The sequence below is a fragment of the Yeosuana aromativorans genome (assembly GCF_014646655.1).
Taxonomy (GTDB): domain Bacteria; phylum Bacteroidota; class Bacteroidia; order Flavobacteriales; family Flavobacteriaceae; genus Yeosuana; species Yeosuana aromativorans.
Map to the genome: position 1 here is coordinate 279,223 of NZ_BMNR01000001.1, position 21,364 is coordinate 300,586.

Annotated in this window: 18 protein-coding genes and 1 riboswitch; all 18 genes read right to left on the reverse strand. The window is 37.5% G+C overall.

What is annotated here, in order from left to right; all coding sequences use genetic code 11:
- Window positions 1-258: 258 nt before the first annotated feature.
- The gene (locus IEW94_RS01110; RefSeq protein WP_188649421.1) at window positions 259-495 is read right to left on the reverse strand and encodes a hypothetical protein; all 237 of its coding nucleotides are present in this window, start codon (window positions 493-495) and stop codon (window positions 259-261) included.
- Window positions 496-506: 11 nt separating this feature from the next.
- Window positions 507-3,182, reverse strand: a complete 2,676-nt coding sequence (metH, locus tag IEW94_RS01115; protein WP_188649422.1) for a methionine synthase — start codon at window positions 3,180-3,182, stop codon at window positions 507-509.
- A 9-nt stretch (window positions 3,183-3,191) separates the two neighbouring features.
- Entirely contained in the window at window positions 3,192-4,205 is a 1,014-nt protein-coding gene (locus tag IEW94_RS01120) for a homocysteine S-methyltransferase family protein (RefSeq protein ID WP_188649423.1), read from the reverse strand.
- 52 nt (window positions 4,206-4,257) lie between these two features.
- Window positions 4,258-4,371: riboswitch (SAM riboswitch) on the reverse strand.
- Between the two features lie 81 nt (window positions 4,372-4,452).
- Complete coding sequence (gene cysM, locus IEW94_RS01125; protein WP_188649424.1) at window positions 4,453-5,343, reverse strand: cysteine synthase CysM; 891 nt, start codon at window positions 5,341-5,343, stop codon at window positions 4,453-4,455.
- Window positions 5,330-6,064: a serine O-acetyltransferase EpsC gene (gene epsC / locus IEW94_RS01130; RefSeq protein WP_188649425.1), complete on the reverse strand. Its 735-nt coding sequence runs from the start codon at window positions 6,062-6,064 to the stop codon at window positions 5,330-5,332. Before epsC ends, cysM begins: the two co-directional genes overlap by 14 nt.
- A 45-nt stretch (window positions 6,065-6,109) precedes the next feature.
- On the reverse strand, window positions 6,110-7,162 hold the full coding sequence (locus IEW94_RS01135) for an NAD(P)/FAD-dependent oxidoreductase (RefSeq protein WP_188649426.1): 1,053 nt from the start codon (window positions 7,160-7,162) through the stop codon (window positions 6,110-6,112).
- A gap of 1 nt (window position 7,163) precedes the next feature.
- On the reverse strand, window positions 7,164-7,748 hold the full coding sequence (locus IEW94_RS01140; RefSeq protein ID WP_188649427.1) for a precorrin-2 dehydrogenase/sirohydrochlorin ferrochelatase family protein: 585 nt from the start codon (window positions 7,746-7,748) through the stop codon (window positions 7,164-7,166).
- Window positions 7,749-7,754: 6 nt separating this feature from the next.
- A complete protein-coding gene (gene cobA / locus IEW94_RS01145) occupies window positions 7,755-8,531 on the reverse strand; it encodes a uroporphyrinogen-III C-methyltransferase (protein ID WP_188649428.1) in 777 nt (258 codons plus the stop codon).
- The gene (locus IEW94_RS01150; protein ID WP_188649429.1) at window positions 8,515-10,656 is read right to left on the reverse strand and encodes a ferredoxin-like domain-containing protein; all 2,142 of its coding nucleotides are present in this window, start codon (window positions 10,654-10,656) and stop codon (window positions 8,515-8,517) included. Before IEW94_RS01150 ends, cobA begins: the two co-directional genes overlap by 17 nt.
- A 44-nt stretch (window positions 10,657-10,700) precedes the next feature.
- Window positions 10,701-11,948: a sulfate adenylyltransferase subunit 1 gene (locus IEW94_RS01155; RefSeq protein WP_188649430.1), complete on the reverse strand. Its 1,248-nt coding sequence runs from the start codon at window positions 11,946-11,948 to the stop codon at window positions 10,701-10,703.
- 130 nt (window positions 11,949-12,078) lie between these two features.
- Window positions 12,079-12,981 carry a sulfate adenylyltransferase subunit CysD gene (gene cysD / locus IEW94_RS01160; protein WP_188649431.1) on the reverse strand — a complete coding sequence of 301 codons (903 nt, stop codon included), beginning with the start codon at window positions 12,979-12,981 and terminating at the stop codon, window positions 12,079-12,081.
- 22 nt (window positions 12,982-13,003) lie between these two features.
- Window positions 13,004-13,624 (reverse strand): phosphoadenosine phosphosulfate reductase domain-containing protein, encoded by a 621-nt coding sequence (locus IEW94_RS01165; RefSeq protein WP_188649432.1) that lies wholly within the window; start codon window positions 13,622-13,624, stop codon window positions 13,004-13,006.
- A 4-nt stretch (window positions 13,625-13,628) separates the two neighbouring features.
- Entirely contained in the window at window positions 13,629-13,892 is a 264-nt protein-coding gene (locus IEW94_RS01170; protein WP_188649433.1) for a DUF2061 domain-containing protein, read from the reverse strand.
- Window positions 13,893-14,057: 165 nt separating this feature from the next.
- Window positions 14,058-14,474 (reverse strand): RrF2 family transcriptional regulator, encoded by a 417-nt coding sequence (locus tag IEW94_RS01175; protein WP_188649434.1) that lies wholly within the window; start codon window positions 14,472-14,474, stop codon window positions 14,058-14,060.
- Window positions 14,475-14,506: 32 nt separating this feature from the next.
- Window positions 14,507-15,298 carry a PhzF family phenazine biosynthesis protein gene (locus IEW94_RS01180; protein ID WP_188649435.1) on the reverse strand — a complete coding sequence of 264 codons (792 nt, stop codon included), beginning with the start codon at window positions 15,296-15,298 and terminating at the stop codon, window positions 14,507-14,509.
- A gap of 2 nt (window positions 15,299-15,300) precedes the next feature.
- Window positions 15,301-16,476, reverse strand: a complete 1,176-nt coding sequence (locus IEW94_RS01185; RefSeq protein WP_188649436.1) for a trans-sulfuration enzyme family protein — start codon at window positions 16,474-16,476, stop codon at window positions 15,301-15,303.
- Between the two features lie 122 nt (window positions 16,477-16,598).
- Window positions 16,599-20,000: a bifunctional aspartate kinase/homoserine dehydrogenase I gene (gene thrA, locus IEW94_RS01190; RefSeq protein ID WP_188649437.1), complete on the reverse strand. Its 3,402-nt coding sequence runs from the start codon at window positions 19,998-20,000 to the stop codon at window positions 16,599-16,601.
- Between the two features lie 16 nt (window positions 20,001-20,016).
- Window positions 20,017-21,291: an O-acetylhomoserine aminocarboxypropyltransferase/cysteine synthase family protein gene (locus IEW94_RS01195; protein WP_188649438.1), complete on the reverse strand. Its 1,275-nt coding sequence runs from the start codon at window positions 21,289-21,291 to the stop codon at window positions 20,017-20,019.
- Window positions 21,292-21,364: the final 73 nt, after the last annotated feature.

Genomic DNA, 21,364 nt, shown 5'->3' on the forward strand with positions numbered 1-21,364 from the left:
CTTATTTTAAACGAAATTAGCAATTATCAGCGCAATAATACCAAGCATTAAAAGCTGGATGAAAAACACTATCTCTGTTCTAAGTTTTTTCATTGTTATTTTTTGCTGCAAAACTGCTATTTCCTTCATCTTTAATTGTTATATAAAAGAGAACAAATTGTTACCTTTTTACTGTTTGATTTTATAATATTTACTTAGAAAACACTCACATTCTAGAGGTAATTCTTCAATTAAAAAAATTTGACCAATAAACGCAAATTAAAGCAATAACTTTTTAACATCATTATAGTCTTCTTCATATTCCCAGTAAATCCATCTACCATCCACATAATCGGTTAAAATATATTTTTCGCTAACCGATTTAATTCTGGAAACAGGAATGATTTTCTTTGAAAACGTATCCGATGTTATGGGCTCCATCATTTCTTTATTTTTGCTATAACCGTGCGAAATAATGTAACTTCCTAATGTTAATTCTATAAATTTTGGTTTCATCTTCTTATTTGTTATTCCTCAGCAATACTAGGGTGCAACCACTTTCTAGCTTTGTCTTTGCTAATGCCTTTTCTTACTGCATAATCGGTTACTTGGTCATCAGTAATTTTTCCCAAGCCAAAATACTTAGCTTCCGGATTGGCAAAATAGTATCCCGAAACCGCGGCAGATGGCCACATAGCCAAGCTTTCGGTTAGGGTTACCCCTATTTGTTTTTCAACATCCAACAAGCTCCAAATGGTTTCTTTCTCTAAATGGTCAGGACAAGCGGGATAGCCTGGTGCGGGACGAATGCCTTTATACTTTTCTTGAATTAAATCGTCGTTAGAAAGGCTTTCGTTGGTTGCATAACCCCAATGTTTGGCTCGCACTTGTTTGTGCAAATATTCGGCAAAAGCTTCGGCAAACCTATCGGCAATGGCCTGAACCATAATGGCGTTGTAATCATCACCCTTAGCACGGTAACTTTCAGCTAGTTCTTGTGCTCCAAAAATACCCACACAAAAAGCTCCCATATAATCGGTTAATCCACTGTCCTTTGGTGCAATGAAATCAGCTAAAGCCAAATTGGGTATCCCTTCGCGCTTTTGTAATTGCTGGCGTAAGGTTCTAAACACGGCAATTTCTTTTCCTTTTTTCTGAATGGAAATATCATCGTCATGTATTGTGTTTGCTTCAAACAAACCAAAAATGGCCTTCGGCTTTAATAATTGCTTGGCTATAATGCCTTCAATCATTTTTTTGGCTTCTTCATACATAATCGTTGCTTGCTCGCCAACAACCTCATCAGTTAAAATATCAGGAAATTTTCCATGTAAATCCCAACTTCTAAAAAACGGACTCCAATCTATAAAAGGCTCCAATTCTTTTAAACTCAATTGTTCTAAAGTCTGGATTCCCAAAGCTTTTGGTTTGAAAATCTCTGCTTGTTCCCAATCGATTTTAAATTTCCTTTGACGCGCTTCATGTATTGAAATGTATGATTTCTCCTTACCTCGTTTTAAAAACTTGGTACGGAACTCGTCATAATCTTTCTTCATGGCCGCAACATATTCTTTTGTTGTTTTTTTATTCAGTAAATCACCAACAACAGTAACAGCTCTTGAGGCATCATTAACATGAACCACCGCATTTTTATATTGCGTATCTATCTTAACAGCTGTATGGGCTTTTGAGGTTGTTGCGCCACCTATTAACAACGGAATGGTGAACTTTTGACGCTGCATTTCTTTTGCCAGATACACCATTTCATCTAGCGATGGTGTTATTAAACCCGATAAACCAATTACATCAACCCTTTCCTTTATGGCCGTTTCAATAATTCTTTCAGGTGGTACCATAACCCCTAAATCCACTATTTCATAATTGTTACATGCCAATACTACACTTACAATATTTTTACCAATATCATGCACATCGCCTTTTACGGTAGCCATCAATACTTTTCCAACGGGCTCTTGCAAATCTCCTTTTTCTGCTTCTATAAATGGGTTTAGATATGCCACTGCTTTTTTCATGACTCTAGCCGATTTCACTACTTGAGGCAAAAACATTTTGCCTGCTCCAAATAAATCGCCCACAACGTTCATCCCAATCATTAAATGGCCTTCAATGACATCAATTGGTTTTTCGGCTTCCAATCTGGCAGCTTCAACATCTTCAATAATAAAGGCATCAATACCTTTTACCAGTGCATGGGTAATACGCTCTTGAAGCGACCCTTCACGCCAGGATAAATCAACACCCTTTTCAACTTTAGAGCCTTTTACGGTTTCGGCAAAATCCAATAAACGCTCGGTAGCATCGTCACGCCTGTCCAAAATCACATCTTCAACATGTTCCAATAAATCCTTTGGAATATCATCATAGACCTCTAAAAGCGCGGGATTAACAATTCCCATATTCATCCCCGCTTGAATGGCATGGTATAAAAACACCGAATGCATGGCTTCACGAACGCCATCATTTCCCCTAAATGAAAATGACACGTTACTCACACCACCACTCACACTTACATTTGGTAAATTTTGGCGCACCCAACGCGTGGCTTCAATAAAATCGATAGCATTACGGCGGTGTTCTTCCATACCTGTGGCTACGGGGAATATGTTTAAATCAAAAATAATGTCTTCGGAAGGGAAATGGACCTCGTTCACCAATATATCATACGAACGCTTAGCTATCTCTATTCGTCTTTCATAGTTATCCGCTTGGCCAACCTCATCAAACGCCATGACAATCACGGCGGCTCCATATCTCTTAATTTGTTTGGCTTCCCAGATAAATTTCTCTTCGCCTTCTTTTAAGGAAATGGAATTAACCACGCACTTTCCTTGTACCACTTGCAAGCCAGCTTCAATGATTTCCCATTTGGAACTGTCAATCATGATTGGCACTCTAGAGATATCCGGTTCGGCAGCAATGAGATTTAAGAACTTAACCATGGACTCTTTTCCATCAATTAATCCATCGTCAAAATTAACATCGATAATCTGTGCGCCACCATCAACTTGATGACGGGCTATATCAAGCGCTTCATCAAATTTTTCTTCTTTAATCAGTCTTAAAAACTTTCTTGAACCCGCCACATTGGTACGTTCACCAATATTGATGAAATTACTGTTTTCATTAAGTACCAAGGGCTCTAGCCCAGAAAGTTTCATGTATTTTGTTTGCTTAATTTTCATCAAAAAATTTTAATGTGACGCTGAAACTGGTTCAGAATAACGACGGGGTTTATATTTGGCAGCTATTTGGGCAATAACTTTAATATGCTCCGGTGTGGTTCCGCAACAACCCCCTATAATATTGATTAAATTCTTTTTTAAATACTCCTCAATTTGTTCGCCCATATCTTCTGGAGACTCATCGTACTCACCAAAGGCATTGGGCAAGCCTGCATTAGGATGTGCTGAAATGGCAAAATCTGTTTTATTGGCAATGGCCTCTAAATGGGGCTGCAACAAACTAGCTCCTAAAGCACAATTAAATCCGATGGATAACAACGGAATATGTGATACGGATATTAAAAACGCTTCGGCCGTTTGCCCTGATAAGGTTCTGCCAGACGCATCTGTAATTGTACCACTTAACATAATAGGAATGTCAATATTTCTCGCTTCTTTCACTTCTTCAATAGCGAACAAGGCTGCTTTGGCATTTAAGGTATCAAACACGGTTTCTACCAACAGCAAATCAACACCGCCATCAATCAAGGCTTCAACCTGTTGTTTGTAGGCTATTCGCAATTCATCAAACGTAACGGCTCTGTAACCTGGATCATTGACATCGGGCGACATACTGGCCGTACGATTGGTCGGACCAATAGAACCCGCCACAAAACGTGGTTTATGTGGTTCTTTAGCTGTAAACTCATTGGCAACCTCCTTTGATATTTTTGCCGATTGATAATTGAGTTCATAAACCAAATCTTCCATTTGGTAGTCGGCCATAGCTATGGTAGTACCAGAAAATGTATTGGTTTCTATAATATCGGCACCAGCTTCCAAGTATTTAGCGTGTATGGTTTTTATGGCTTGGGGTTGTGTAATGGACAACAAATCGTTATTGCCTTGCAAGGGTGTAGGATAGTCCTTAAAACGTTCCCCTCTATAATCTTCCTCAGAAAATTTATAGCGCTGAATCATGGTACCCATGGCACCATCGAGTACTAAAATACGATCCTGTAAAGCTTGTTTTATGTTTGACATGTTGATTTTTTTTATATCTGTATGTCATCAAGAAAAGTAAGGGAAACACTTTTCGTTATCTTTCCAATATTCATTGAAATATTAGTAGAACGTAGCACCTTCTTTACTAGATAAAGGGTTGCCAAGGCTTCAACGGGTCTATTCCCTCTACCTTTCTTGATAACATTATTTTTATGTTTATGAACTGGTGAGCAAAAATACTATATATATTGTTTTTATTGGTAATAAATTGAAAAAAATCCCTGATTTATTCAAATAAGGAAGACGATAAATACCGGTCACCTCTATCACAAATAATTGCTACAATGACACCTTTATCAATGGTCTCGGCAATTTTTAATGCACTAAATACGGAACCACCACTGCTCATTCCCGCAAAAACCCCTTCTTCCCTGGCCAAACGTTGTGTTGTTTGTTTGGCATCTAATTCACTGACATCTACAACAACATCAACTTTAGAACGGTTAAAAAACTTAGGCACATAATCTGGCGACCATTTTCTGATGCCTGGTATTTTGGCCTCATCTTCTGGTTGGGCACCTACAATAGTGATGTTTTTATTTTTCTCCTTTAAATAGGTTGAAACGCCCATAATGGTTCCGGTAGTTCCCATGGCAGACACAAAATGGGTTACTTCTCCATTGGTGTCATTCCATATTTCAGGCCCTGTGGTTTTATAATGTGCTTTCCAGTTGTCTTCATTTTCAAATTGATTGAGTAAGGTATAGCCTTTTTCATCACGTAGCTGAAATGCCAAATCCCGTGACCCTTCAATGCCTTCATCAGCAGGTGTTAAAATTACCTCGGCTCCATAAGCACGCATGGTCTTAACACGCTCTTCAGTGGAGTTTTCAGGCATAATCAACACCATGTTCAAACCCAACAATTGGGCAATAAACGCCAATGCAATACCCGTATTCCCACTGGTTGCTTCAACCAAAAAATCTCCTCTTTTGATATCACCCCGTTTTAAAGCTTCATTAATCATATTGAAAGCAGGGCGGTCTTTAACGCTTCCTCCAGGATTATTACCTTCCAGCTTTAAATACAACTTGACATCTTTATTTGAAATAAGATGTGTCGCTTCAACAAGTGGTGTATTACCGATTTGATCTATGATACCTTTAATGGATGCCATTTTTTTTAGGTCTGATTTTGATTTCTGTTTGATAGGTTACCAATGAGTTTTCAGGAACTGACTGAGTGATCCAAACGTTAGCTCCAATGGTTGTATTGGCACCAATGACTATGTCCCCGCCCAATATGGTGGCATTGGCATAAATAGTAACGTTATCCTCAATAGTTGGGTGCCGTTTGGTGGACTGCATATCCTTTTTTACCTGAAGTCCTCCAAGGGTAACACCTTGAAATATTTTTACATTACTTTTTATAACTGAAGTTTCACCAATGACAATTCCCGTTCCATGATCCAGAAAAAACGAATCGCCTATAGTTGCTCCTGGGTGGATATCAATACCTGTAATGCCGTGCACATACTCACTCATCATTCTGGGCATAATAGGAACCTTTAAAAGATGTAATTGATGGCTCAATCTGTAAATTGATATGGCATAAAAACCGGGATAAGCCAAATACACTTCTTGTATGCAAGTAGAAGCTGGGTCGTTTTTTAAAAACGAGGCAGCATCTAAATCCAGTTTTTTCCTGATGGTTAAAAACGTTCCTTGAAACTCATTCCAAATACCCGCTCCGTTTTCGATATTAAGATTTGATGTGATTTCCAGAAACGTATCTTTTAAATAAAGCGTTTCAGATTCTTGCTCATCAAACAAATTATAAAACAATCGTTTTGTAAACGGTTTTATAAGCTCTTTTAAACGGATATTATATTTCTTCATGGTTAAGTGTGCTATAGGAACGTAAAATTACACAATAAAAAAATATTATTGTATAGATTGTACCACAGCTTTTGGGGCTTCTTTACGGGTTCCGTCAAAACCATCCACGCCACTAACCGTTGTATATTTTAAAACATACTTCTTACCAGGATTGATGATTCTATAGGCAGCTTGGCACATCAATGTGGCTTCATGAAATCCGCACAAAATCAATTTAAGCTTTTCCGGATAGGTATTTACATCGCCAATGGCAAAAATCCCTGGAATATTGGTTTCGTAGTTTCTGGTATGATCTACCTTAATGGCGTTCTTTTCAATTTCCAGCCCCCAATCTCCGATTGGCCCCAGTTTTGGTGACAATCCAAACAATGGAATAAAGTAATCCGCGGCTAGTAATATTTTTTCATCTCCTTTAGTAACAGTTACGCCTTCTAACTGTTTGTTACCATACAAAGCCGTTACCTCGGCAGGAGTAATGAGGTTTATTTTACCCAAATCTTTTAATTCCTTGACTTTTTCTACTGAATCCAATGCGCCTCTAAATTCATTTCGTCTATGAATCAAGGTTACTTCTGAAGCTACATTTGCCAAAAAGATACTCCAATCCAAAGCTGAATCTCCCCCTCCTGAAATGACTACTTTTTTATTTCTGAAAACTTCAGGATCCTTAATAAAATACTCTACACCATTATCTTCAAAGTAAGCAATATTATCAATCAACGGTTTTCTCGGCTCAAAAGACCCTAAACCTCCTGCAATGGCCACAACAGGCGCGTGATGTTGTGTGCCTTTATTGGTTGTTACAATAAAAGAGCCGTCTTCTTGCTTTTCAATGGTTTCTGCACGCTCTCCCAATGTAAAACCTGGCTCAAACTGTTTACCTTGTTCCAATAAGTTTTTTGTTAAATCGCCCGCCAAGATTTCAGGAAAACCAGGAATATCATAAATTGGCTTTTTTGGATATATTTCAGAGCATTGCCCACCAGGTTGTGGCAAGGCATCAATTAAATGGCATTTCAACTTTAATAATCCTGCTTCAAAAACCGTGAACAAACCTGTTGGTCCTGCACCTATAATCAGTATGTCTGTTTTAATCATTTTAATCTTCTTTTTTAGCAATTAATCCTTTAGTAAATTCGTTTAAAGTCTCTACTTTTTGTTCAAAATCACCTTGTATTGTTTTTCTATATTCATTTAAATTTTTAACCAAATCATCTACATTTTCAGGGATAACGTCCTCAAAAAACTGGCGCAATCGCTTAGCCGTAGTAGGTGACTTTCCATTAGTCGAAATGGCAACCTTAACATTACCTTTTGTAACGATTCCGCCCATGTAAAAATCACAATATGGTGGATTGTCAGCCACATTTACTAATTTTCTTTTTTTTCTACAATGCTTATAAACCTTGAAGTTTACTTCTGGTATATCTGTTGTTGCAATAACAATTTGACTGCCTTTTAAATATCTTTTATGGTAACGGTCTTCAATCAAAGTTACATTGCCTGTTTTTGCCAGTTCTTTAGTACCTTCCCTAAACATTGGCGACACCATAATTACATGAGCATCTGGACTGGATTTCAACAGAAATTTTAATTTCTCTTCAGCAACAAATCCTCCTCCTACAATAAGTACATTTAGCTTATTAAGCTTTAAGAAAACAGGATATAGATTGTTACGTTCCATTAAAAATTAAATGTTTTTAAGCTCTTTTACTTCGGTTAATACTGATGTTAAAACTACGCGCTCTTTTACCACATCGCCAATAACAATGATTGCTGGCGATGATAATTGATTTTTCTCAACAACATTTACAATGGTATCAATCGTTCCAAAACCAACTTTTTCTTGTTCAGTAGTTCCATTTTGAATAACAGCAACTGCCATATTATGCTTGCTTTGTGCTTTAAAAACCTCTACAATTTCAGCTAATTTACCCATTCCCATTAAGATGACAACCGTAGCCGTAGACTGTGCCGCTAAGATAACATCGGTTGATAATTGATGTGATTTTGTAGTACCGGTAATTACCCAAAAACTTTCGGAAGCTCCACGTTTTGTTAATGGGATGCCTTGATAGGCTGGTACTGCAAATGATGAGGAAATTCCTGGAACCACATACGTTTCTATATCAAATTGTCTAACATAATCAATCTCTTCGGCGCCTCTTCCAAAAATAAACGGATCGCCACCTTTTAATCGTACCACATGCCCATGACTGTATGCCCTACTCACAATTAGTTCATTGATTTGTTCTTGCTGATAGGCATAGCAACCTTTACGTTTACCCACAAAAATAAGTTCAGCTTCTGGAGATGCATACCCCAGCAATGCTTCATTTATTAAAGCATCATATAAAATAACATTTGCAGACTCAATGGCTTTTATAGCCTTGAGCGTTATCAAATCCGGATCGCCAGGACCAGCACCTACAACTGTCAGTTTCGGATTTTTATGGTTTAGTTCCATGGACAATTAGATTTAATACTGCTTGGTTTTTAATCCTATTCGATTCGTTTTCTGATTCTCTGTATGTTTTAACTTTCTCTAAAAACAAAACAGCATTATCAATATAACTTGAAGCAAATTCCTGCGTAGGTGCAAATTCTTTAATTTGGTAAATCAATTCAGAAAACGTAGTCCCTAAATCCAGTTTTCCATTTGAAATAAAGGTTTCATCAAACTGGCTAATAATGCCTGCTTGTGTATTGGTACTTATATTTTCTGCCAATAATAAGGCTTTGGCTGAATTTACCATAGAGCTATAGGCATGATAAATAGCACTTGAGTAGACCTTATCTTCAAAAGAAGTTTTTGCATTTTCTATTTTCTCTTCACTTTCCAAAAACAAGGTTGAAATTAAATCAATGACCACGCCGGCACATTCACCAACACCAATGGCTTTTTTGTATACTTCATCCGTTCCCCAATCAATAAAATCGGCTTGGGTTAAATTGGTTACATCCTGAAGATCATTCAACAAATCATAGAAATAGCGTTCCCCTGTAACTTTATAATATTCAACAAAAGTTTTGCCTTGGGCATTGGCTTCAAAATCATTCAATATTCTACGCAATGCTTCTGGGCCTCTTCTACTAGGAATTTTCACCACTTTATCAGCAAAAAGACCATTACCATCACCTAAATTACCGCCACCTAAAAGGACTTGTAACGCTGGTGCCACCAATTTATCTGGTGTACGGACTGACATCCCTTGAAAACCAATATTGGCCATATTGTGTTGTCCGCAGGCATTCATGCACCCGCTTATTTTAATGACCAAATCATTGTTATCTAAATATTGTGGGTACTCGGTTTTTATAACACGCTCCAATTCTGCAGCAATACCAGTACTACTAGCAATACCCAAGTTACAAGTATCAGTTCCTGGACATGCCGTAATGTCAACCGCCTTATTGTATCCTGCTTCTGCAAACCCAAGCTTATCCAATTCGGTGTAGAAAAATGGTACCAAATCTTCTTTTACAAATGGAATCAATATATTTTGACGAAGTGTTAAACGGATTTCCCCTGCAGCATATTTTTCAACCAAATTAGCCAATAACCTGGCTTTATCAGTATAAAAATCACCTAACAACACTTTAATACCAATGGCCACATAACCCTCTTGTTTTTGAGGGATGAGATTTGTTGACTTCCAAGTTTCAAAAGCCTTTTGGTCTTTAATTTCAGTTTGAGGAACCTCAACATTCACTGGCTTTGATGCCACATAAGATTCATGGTCAATTGGCACCGATTTGAATTCAATAGCATTTTGTTCGGCATCAACCAGTTCCTTAAAAGCGTCTAGCCCAATATCCTTGATTAAGAATTTCATTCGTGCTTTGGCTCTGCTTCTGCGTTCGCCATAGCGATCAAAAACCCTAAGCACACCTTCCATAACGGGTATAATTTTATCAGAAGGCAAAAAGCTGTACAACTCATCCGCATGACGTGGTTGCGAACCCAATCCGCCACCAAGCATCACTTTAAAACCTCGAACACCATCTTTAATTTTTGCAATAAATCCTAAATCGTGCATGTAAGCAAGTCCGGTATCTTCATCAGATGATGAAAACGACACCTTGAACTTTCGTCCCATTTCTTGACAAATAGGATTTCTTAAAAAGAATTTAAAAACCGCATCGGCATAAGGTGATACATCAAATGGTTCATTAACGTCAATCCCAGCCGTTTCAGAAGCTGTTACGTTTCTTACCGTATTACCACAGGCTTCGCGTAGGGTCACATCATCTTTTTCCAAATCGGCCCATAATTCTGGCGTTCTGTTTAGATCAACATGATGAATTTGAATATCCTGACGGGTTGTGATGTGCAACCGTCCACGTGAATATTCATCCGACACATCGGCAATTCTTAATAGTTGATTGCTCAATACTTTTCCAAAAGGTAATTTGATTCGAATCATTTGCACACCTTCCTGACGCTGACCGTAAACACCACGTGCCAACCGAAGACTTCTAAATTTTTCTTCATCAATTTTACCTGTATTGAATAGCTCAATTTTTTTAGCTAATTCAATGATGTCCTTTTCGACAATAGGATTTTCTATTTCCGTTCTAAAACTTTGCATCTCGTACCTGACCTTACTTTATAGCAAGAATTTTTTAATTATTTTTATTGAATAAATCCTGCTCCAACAGTATTATTCGTTTGTGTGTCTATTAAAATAAACGACCCGTTTGTTCTATGGTTTTTAAATTGATCATAAAACACAGGTTTGTTTAATTTGAATGTGACTTGTGCAATATCATTGACTTTTAATCCTGTAACATCTGTTTCAATACCAGAATAATCGGGATGGATTTTATGATGGATTTTATCAACCTTAGCCAATACTTTGTTCACACCATGCTGAACAACATATTTTGCCCCTGGTGTTAATTGTGTGGAATCCATCCAACAAATATTAGCTGTAAATTGCTTATCTATTGTTGGCAAATCCCCTTCCTTAACAATCATATCGCCTCGGCTTACATTGATGTCATCTTCCAAAGTAATGGTGACCGATGAGCGTCTTGAAGCTGTTTGATATTTTTCATTATAGAAATAAATATCCTTTATTTTGGATTTTGTTTGTGATGGTAACACTACAACATCATCACCAACGCTTAATTCACCGCCATATACTTTTCCGGCATAGCCCCTGAAATCATGGAACTCCTCCGTTTTTGGACGAATAACATATTGCACAGGAAATCTTGGAGTCCCAACATTAAAAATGTCTTTTTTATCCAATGCTTCTAAATGCTCCAATAAACTTTGCCCTGTGTACCAAGACATGTTTTCGGACCTGTTTACCACATTATCACCTTTTAATGCACTCACCGGAATGAAGGTTATTTTTTGATCTTGATAATCTCTTTTGCTCATCAACTCAGAAAAATCCGCTTTGATTTTATTGTAAACATCCTCAGAATAATCAACCAAATCCATTTTGTTGATGGCAACCACCACGTCTTTTATGCGCAATAAGTTATTGATAAAGAAATGACGATTGGTTTGCTCAATCACTCCTTTTCTGGCATCGATTAAAATAATGGACGCCTGTGAGGTTGAAGCTCCGGTAACCATGTTACGTGTATACTCCACATGACCTGGTGTATCGGCTATGATGTAGCTTTTTTTAGCGGTTGAAAAATAAATATGAGCCACATCAATGGTGATGCCTTGTTCTCTTTCGGCCACTAAACCATCGGTTGCCAAAGAAAAATCCAAGTAATCATATCCTTTTTGCTTACTGGTTTTCTCAATCGCTGCTAATTTATCGGTGGTCAATGATTTTGTGTCGTAAAGTATTCTACCTATCAGGGTACTTTTTCCGTCATCTACACTTCCTGCTGTTGCAATTTTTAATACTTCCATCTTTATTGCTGTTGGCCGTAAGCTTTTAGCTGTTAGCTATCCACTTATGACAATTTTATTATTAAATTTTAACTTGCGCTAAAGGCTAAAAGCCAATAGCTAATGGCGAAAATTTACTTAAGTAAATTTTCTAAAAATATCCTTGTTGTTTACGTTTTTCCATTGCGGCTTCAGAACGTTTATCGTCAATACGCGCGCCACGTTCTGAAATGGTGGAATCCCTAATTTCCTGAACCACGCTAGCAATATCAGTAGCTTCTGAAAATACGGCCGCTGTACAGCTCATATCACCAACCGTTCTAAACCTTACCATACGTTCCAAAACTTCCTCATCATCTTCTTGATACACAAATTCTGAATGCGACCAAATCAACCCATCTCGTAAAAACACTTTACGTTTGTGGGCGAAATATATGGATGGTATTTCAATATTCTCTTTTTCTATATAAGACCAAACATCTAATTCTGTCCAGTTTGAAATAGGAAAAACACGTACATTTTGGCCATGGTCAATTTGACCGTTTAGCATATCGAACAATTCTGGGCGTTGGTTTTTTTCATCCCATTGGCCAAAATCATCACGAACTGAAAAAATACGTTCTTTGGCTCTTGCTTTTTCTTCGTCACGTCTGGCACCACCAATACAGGCATCAAACTTAAATTCTTCAATAGCATCCAGTAATGTGGTGGTTTGCAAGGAATTTCTACTTGAATATTTACCAGATTCTTCCTTAACTTTTCCTTCATCAATAGAATCCTGTACGTGTCTTACTATCAATTCCAATCCAAGTTCTTTAACCAGCTTATCCCTAAACTCAATGGTTTCAGGAAAATTATGACCGGTATCTATATGCATTAAGGGAAATGGTATTTTAGCTGGATAGAATGCCTTAACAGCCAATCTAACCAAGGTTATTGAATCCTTTCCGCCAGAAAACAACAACACAGGTTTTTCAAATTGTGCCGCTACTTCCCTCATAATATAAATGGCCTCGTTTTCAAGCGAATTTATATGTGATGTGTCTTTTTTCATTATTGTCATGTTATCAATTATCCTAAGCGTGCAAACCACACTCTCTGTTTTCTAATGCTTTTGTTGGATCAAAATATTTAAATTCATTTGGCAATTTATGTTCTTCTAAATACACATCCAAATCTGTGTCTGACCAATGGTAAAACGGACTTACTTTTAAAACCCCATCTTTACTAACACTAAAAATATCAATACTGTCCCTAAATGCTGTTTGTCCTTTGCGCAGGTTGGTAAACCAAACTTTTGGTTGGTGCTCTTCCATGGCGCGTCTAAATGGCTCTAGCTTAACCTGCTCAGTAAACAAGGCATGTTTAGGATCATCAATACTAGGAATTCCCATCACAACATCTCTATGGGCTGCCGTTTGTTTAGGAACGTACAAAAACACGTTTAAGTTTAAATCTTTAATTACGGTTTCTGCATGTCGGTACGTTTGTGGCGTATTATATCCCGTATCACACCAAACCACAGGAATATTGGGTTGAACCGAATTAACAGCGTGTAAAATAGCTGCTTCGTAAGGCCTGAAGTTTGTTGTTACCACCGCTTTTTGACTAAGTTCAAAAGCTTTTTGAATAATCTCAGCTGGTTTTGCACTTTCAAAACGTGCATTTAATTCTTTTATTTGATCTTGTGCTATCATACTATTACCTCCCCCATTTTATTGAATTCCAAATACGCTCATGGAAAAAATACAACACCATTTTTGTTACTAACTCAATAGAGCCTATTGAAAAGGCCAAATCCAGTTTCCCTGTTATTAACCAAGAAATGATTATTGTATCTATGGTTCCTACAATTCTCCAACTAATTGATTTTGCCACACTGCGTAAGGGCTTTTCAGTTGTTATATCTGTTTTGTAGGATGTTTTTTCTTTTTCTGCTGAATTTGTTAATACTTGTCCAATCATTTTAAATTGTATTATATTAATCCTATCGATTTAATAGGAATTACAAAAATAAAACTTTTTGTTAGATAAAAAAGAATATTACAAAGTTTTTATAAAATTGAGTTTAATAGGGACAAAACCAAAGAATAAAAACAAAAAGAGCGGTTTATTTTAAGAAATTGACAATTATGATTTAGCTGATAAATCTTCTAAAGTGGTATTTCTAAGAACTTTAAGGGTACTATCCCGCACCTGAATCATCAATTTATTGACAGTGCATTGGTCTTCATTTGGACAATCTTCGCACTTCTCATAAAAATTCAAGCTGACACATGGAACCATGGCAATGGGACCTTCAAGGATACGCATCACATCGGCCATAATAATTTCAGACGGTTGCTTTCTTAAATAATATCCGCCATGTTTGCCTTTTTTGGAACCTAAAAAACCGGCTTTTCTCAAAGTGAGTAATATGCTCTCCAAAAATTTTTGGGGAATTTGTTCGCTTTTGGCAATTTCACCAACCTGAACGGGCATGTCATCTTCAGACCTAGCAATATAGGTGAGTGCCTTTAAACCGTATTTTGTTTTTTTGGATAGCATGCTGCTAATATAGATAATTTAAGGCTATTATCTCAATCCCACTCAATCAAAAGCTCACTCATAATCACGCAATCCCCTCTTAAGAGGACCCTCTCATTACCAATAACCTCACAGGCAATTAACCCGCCTCGCTTAGAGGCTTGATAACCAACCAAGTTATTTTTTGATAGTTTTTCACTCCAATAATGTGCCAAATAACAATGTGCAGAACCCGTAACAGGATCTTCATTGATACCAAAATCAGGCACAAATACCCTTGACATAAAATCGAAGGCCTTGTCAGAAGACTTTGCTGTTACAATAAACTTCTTTTTTCTATGTTCCAACAATAAATTGAAATTGGGAATTAAATCCCTGACAGAATCACTCGATTCAATTTCAATGAGGCACCAATCACCACTGGTATGCACAGCAATAGGCTTTTCGTTTAGGAATTCCTCCAATAGCTTATCATGTTGATTATCAGCAACGGTCCTGCCCAATGGAAAATTCATCTCCAAAAGATTCCATGCCCTTTTTACCTTTAAAATACCACTTCTGGTATTGAATTCAAGAACATCATTGGTTACATTAAACTTTTCAAAAAGAATTTTAGCCGTGGCCAATGTAGCATGCCCACATAAATCAATTTCACTCGTTGGGGTAAACCATCGAAGTTGGTATATTCCATCATCTTTGTAAACAAAAGCCGTCTCCGAAAGGTTCATCTCTTGGGCAATATCTTTATATTCTTCTTCTGAAAGGGGGTGATCCAGCACACAAACTGCCGCAGGATTTCCCTTAAAAGGTACACTTGTAAACGAATCAACAGTAAATAGTCTCATGGTTATTGTTCTAAGGCTTGCTTTAAATCTTGAATAATATCGTCAACATGTTCCAATCCAACCGAAATTCTAACCAAACCATCTGTAATGCTTACTTCCAATCTATCCGCTTCAGTCAATTTACTGTGCGTTGTAGAAGCTGGGTGGGTTACAATGCTTCTCGTATCACCTAAATTTGCTGACAGTGAACAAAGTTTGATTGCATTTAAAAATTTTCGGCCAGCTTCAATACCACCCTTGACTTCAAATGCCACAATATTGCCGCCCAATTTCATTTGCTTTTTTGCTACTTGGTACTGTGGATGTGATTTTAAAAACGGATATTTCACCCAATTCACGTTAGGATGTCCTTCTAAAAATTCGGCTACTTTTAATGCATTTTCACAATGCTTATCAACCCTCACCGCTAAGGTCTCCAAACTCTTGGATAATACCCAAGCATTAAACGGCGATAACGCTGGCCCAGTATTTCTGGAGAACAAGTAGATTTCCCTTAACAAATCGGCTTGACCAACCGTAACGCCTCCCAATACACGTCCTTGACCATCAATAAGCTTCGTAGCAGAATGTATGACCAAATGCGCTCCAAACTTAATGGGTTGCTGCAAATATGGTGTAGCAAAACAATTATCAATGATTAGAATTAAATTATGCTTCTTGGCTATATTACCCAGCAATTCCAAATCCAGAACATCCACCGCCGGATTGGTTGGCGATTCTGCATATAAAATTTTTGTTTTAGGTGTTATTAAGCTTTCAATACGATCAACCTCTTCCACTTTAAAGTAACTCGTTGTGATATTCCACTTAGGCAAATATTTAGTGAACAAGGTGTGTGTGGAGCCGAACACAGAACGCGAGGATACAATATGGTCACCGCTGTCCAACAACGCAGCAAAAGTTGAGAACACAGCAGCCATTCCCGTAGCAAATGCATACCCTGCTTCTGCCCCTTCCATGTTGCAAATTTTTTCAACAAATTCCGATGTATTTGGATTGGTAAAGCGACTGTAAATATTGCGTTCCTTTTCTTCGGAAAATGATGCACGCATATCTTCGGCATCTTCAAATACAAAACTGGATGTTAAGTACAGTGGAGTGGAATGTTCTAAAAAATCGCTACGCTCCAACTGCGTTCGAATGGCCTCTGTTTCAAATTGTTTTCTTTCCTCGCTCATTGTTTATTATTTTTCTAAGCCACGAATTCACTAATTATTTATAACTAATACAATTCGTGTATTTGTGACTGAATTTATTTTGTTTCAAACTGAAAAGGTCTTGACTGCGCTAGACCTAACAATTAATTTATATGTTTTGACAATCTTAGAATATCTCCAAAAACACCTCTAGCCGTTACTTCGGCGCCGGCGCCGGCACCTTGAATAACAATGGGCTGCTCCCCGTAAGATTCTGTAAATATTTCAAAAATAGCATCAGATCCTTTTATTTGACCCAAGGTACTATCTCCCGGAATGGATACTAACTTGACTTCAAGATTTCCTTTATCCTGTGACAAATCGCCTGACAAGTCGCCTACATACCGCAACACATACCCAGGTTTTTGATTGTCTTTTATATTTTGGAATTCTGCATCCAAAACATTTAATTGTTTTAAAAATTCAGTCACGGCAATATTCTGATACTGTTTTGGAATTAAATTTTGAATAGATACATCTTCAAATTCATTTTGTAAATCCAATTCCCTAGCCAAAATTAATAATTTTCTGGCCACATCATTACCTGAAAAATCTTCTCTTGGATCTGGCTCAGTAAAGCCTTTATCAATGGTTTCCTGCACAATGGCACTAAACGGTTTATTCTGTACCGAAAAATTATTGAACAAATAACTTAAAGTGCCAGAGAACACCCCTCTAATTCTTGTGATATTCTCACCAGACTCATGTAACAATTTAATGGTGTCTATTAACGGCAATCCTGCTCCAACAGTGGTTTCGTATAAATATTGTTTTTTGTGTTCCTGTAAATGGATTCGTAAATCCTTGTAAAAAGTATGCGAAATGGTGTTCGCTATTTTGTTAGATGATACCAAATCAAAACCAGCCTCTACCAAAGGTTTGTAATTTTTGTAAAACGTTGAACTGGCGGTATTATCCACAGCTATTAAATTTTCCAAATGATTGGATTTGGCAAAATCAATAATGGCTTCAATGTCACTTTCTTGATTGGTAGATTGTATGGCTTGTTTCCAGTTAGCATCAACCCCTTTTTTATTTAATAATAGTTTTTTGGAATTGGCAATAGCAAACACGTTTAGATTGATGCCCTTGCGTTTTTCAATATCATCTTTAGATTTTAATATCTGATTGATTAAAGCGCCTCCAACACCTCCGTGTCCAAAAATAGCAATATTGATTTTTTTGGAAATTCCGAAAATCTCACCGTGAATGACGTTTAAGGCTTTGTGCAATTGATTTTTCTTTAAAACCAAACTCACATTTCTGCCCGTAACCGTATTGTTGAACAACAACGGCGTAATCTGGTTTTTAATTAGGGCGTTGAACGGTTTGTGGAAAGAACTGAGTTCTATCCCAATAATGGAAATAACAGATACATCATCAACCACACTGATCTTATTGACGTCTTGCGAATAAAAATCATTTTCAAACTCACGCTCTAAAGCAATCACCGCTTGGGTAGCATGTTTAGCATCGATAACCAACCCGATACCACGTTCTGATGACCCTTGGGAAATGATGCTCACACTAATGCCGTGATTACCCAAAGCCCTGAATATTCTGGCATCAACACCCACTTTACCCAAAAGTCCGCGCCCTTCTAAATTCAATAAAGCCACGTTATCCAAAGTCGATAAAGAGGTAACCTCTTTTGAACTTGGCTTGGAGGTGATTAATGTACCTTCATCATCCGCATTAAACGTGTTTAAAATACGAAGGTTGATGTTTTTTTCAACCAATGGAATAATGGTCTTGGCATGCAACACCGTGGTGCCAAAATTGGCCAACTCATTGGCTTCACTAAAGGATAGTTCCCTTATTTTTTGGGCATCCTCAACCAAATCGGGGTTAGCGGTGTAAATACCATTGACGTGCGTATAATTTTGTAATTCTTCGGCATCCAAAAAGTTTGCCAATAACGCCGCTGTGTAATTACTGCCATTTCTGCCTAGCGTGGTGGTTTCATTTTTTAAATTGGAGGCAATAAATCCGGTTACAATATGAACTGCATCAGCCTTTTGATTTTTGTAATAATTAATCACATTGTCTTTTGAGACTTGTGCAATAGGTTGTGCGTTACCAAACACATCATCTGTTTTTAATAATAGTCTGGAATCGGTGGCAAGCGCGTTCACACCTCGTTTTTTCAATAAGCTGGCTAACAACTTTACCGATAACAACTCCCCTTGCGCTAAAATCTCGTCCTTGGTTTTCTGGCTGTAATCCCGTAACAAGCTAACGCCTTCAAATAGTTTGTCCAAAACCGAAAATTCCTCTGAGAAATCTATGGATGGTAATGGTTCTTTTTGATAGGCTTTAAAAGCTTCTAGATCCTCTTTATAAGACAATCCTTTTGAAGCTTTTACAAGAATGTTCTCCAACTCATCTGTGGCGGAATTTCTTGCAGAAGCAACGACTGTCATTTTTTCTCCGTTTTTAACTTTTGTTTCAATGATATTTAAAACGGTATTAAGTCCCACACCATTTGCCAACGATTTGCCACCAAACTTTAATACTTTCATTCTTTTCTTTTTTGAATCTGGCACAAAAATGCCTTCTATAATTTTTTCCAATTGTTCATATTCCATTAAAAAGGCATCATGCCCATGTACTGAATGTATCTCATTATATGTTACATTAGGATTGCTTACCGCTAATTGTTTATGGGTTTGCCTGTTTTCCTCAGCCGTGAAAAACAAATCAGAATCTACCCCAACAATATGGATATTGGCATGAATGTTTTCCAGTACATTAAAATCGGTTGGCCTGTTCTTGGTTACATCAATCGTTTTTAACAGTTGATTCATTAATTTATAAGCTGACAACTGAAAGCGCTCCTGCAACTTTTTGCCATGATGCATTAACCAGCTCTCCACATTGAAAATCTCCAATTCTTCATTTTTTGATCGCTGAAACCGTTCTTTAAAAGATTCTGGTGTGCGGTAACACAACATAGCATGCATTCTGGCATCATGCACCGGATTTTTGGAATTGGTCAAAAAGGCTTCCTGAATTTGACAATTAGCTATGAGCCAGTCCGTCGATTTCCAATCGGTGGCCACCGGTATCAAGTGCTCGGTAATATCCGGACTCAAAACGGCCATTTCCCAAGCAATGCCTCCGCCTAAAGACCCCCCAATAATCGCAAAGACCTTATCTATATTCAATTCTTTTAGACCAATCAAAAACAACTTAGCTATATCTCTGGCCACAAAATCTTTGTAGTTATCTATAACAAAACCATCAAATCCATTCCCAGGGATATTAAAGGCCAAAACGGTATATAACTTGGTGTCTATAACTTTATCATCACCAACCAAATCTTTCCACCAACCATCTTTGCCAGCCACATTGCTGTTGCCTGTTAAAGCATGGTTAACCAAAACCACAGGAGCCGTGCCTAAAGGCTTACCAAATACTTGATAGCTGAGTTTTATTTCAGGATTGTTAACGTTACTTTCCGTAAGAAAATCACTGATGATAATATGTTGTAATGGCTCTTTCAAGGTTAAATTATTATTTTTAAATTTTACTGAATGCCTCTTTTAAATCGGCCTTCAAATCGTCAATATCTTCAATTCCTACAGACAAACGTATCAAATCTTTCGGAACACCTGCCGATTCTTGTTCGTCGTCGGTTAATTGTTGATGTGTTGTACTTGCTGGATGAATAATAAGTGATTTTGTATCACCTATATTTGCCAACAATGAAAATAGCTTGGAATTATCTGCAATTGCCTTAGCTGCATCAAAACCTCCTTTCGCCCCAAAGGTAACAATTCCACTTTGACCTTTAGGTAAATACGTATCAGCCAAAGAATTATATTTACTGGATTCCAGTCCTGGATAATTTACCCAAGCAACCTCATCTTGCTTTTCAAGCCATTTGGCCAACTCCAACGCATTTTGGCTATGCTGTTTTATTCTAACTGGCAATGTTTCTAAACCTTGAATAATATTGAAAGCGTTGGTCGGGCTCAACGCACCACCAAAATCCCTTAAACCTTCTAAAATTAATTTGAAGGTGTAAGCCGCTGCACCAAGAGCCTCATGATATACCAAACCATGGTACCCATCTGAAGGTTCTGTAAATTCAGGGAATTTCCCATTGGCCCAATCAAAGGTACCAGCATCAATAATGGCGCCTCCTAACGATGTTCCTTGTCCGCCAATATACTTGGTTAATGAGTGTATGACAATGTTGGCTCCGTGTTCAATAGGATTCAACAAAAATGGTGTTGCCACGGTATTATCTACAATAAAAGGGACACCGGCTGCTTTAGCATGCACCGAAATAGACTTTAAATCCAACACATCTAATTTTGGATTTCCTAAAGACTCCACAAAAAATGCTCTGGTATTATCTTGAACAGCCGCTGCAAAATTGTCTGGATTATCAGCATCTACAAACGTGGTTGTAATCCCTAATCTAGGCAAGGTGACTTTTAGCAAGTTATAGGTTCCGCCGTATAAACTACTGGATGCCACAATATGGTCACCTGCTTTTAATAAGGTTAACAACCCTGTTGAAATAGCTGCTGTTCCTGAAGCAAAAACAACCGCTCCAATACCACCTTCAACAGCTGCCAAACGATCCTGTAAAATTTGGTTTGTTGGATTGTTTAACCGCGTATAAATAAAGCCAAGCTCCTTTAATGAAAATAGGTTTGCCGCATGATCTGAATCATTAAAAACATAAGATGTTGTTTGGTAAATTGGAACGGCTCTGGTTCCTCCATTAGCAGCAACATTATGTCCTGCGTGTAATGCTTGTGTTGCAATTTTTTGTGTGCTCATTTTTCTAATTTTTTGAATTAATACATAATTAAACCAAAAGCCAAATGCATCAAAATTTGATGTACTTAATAGA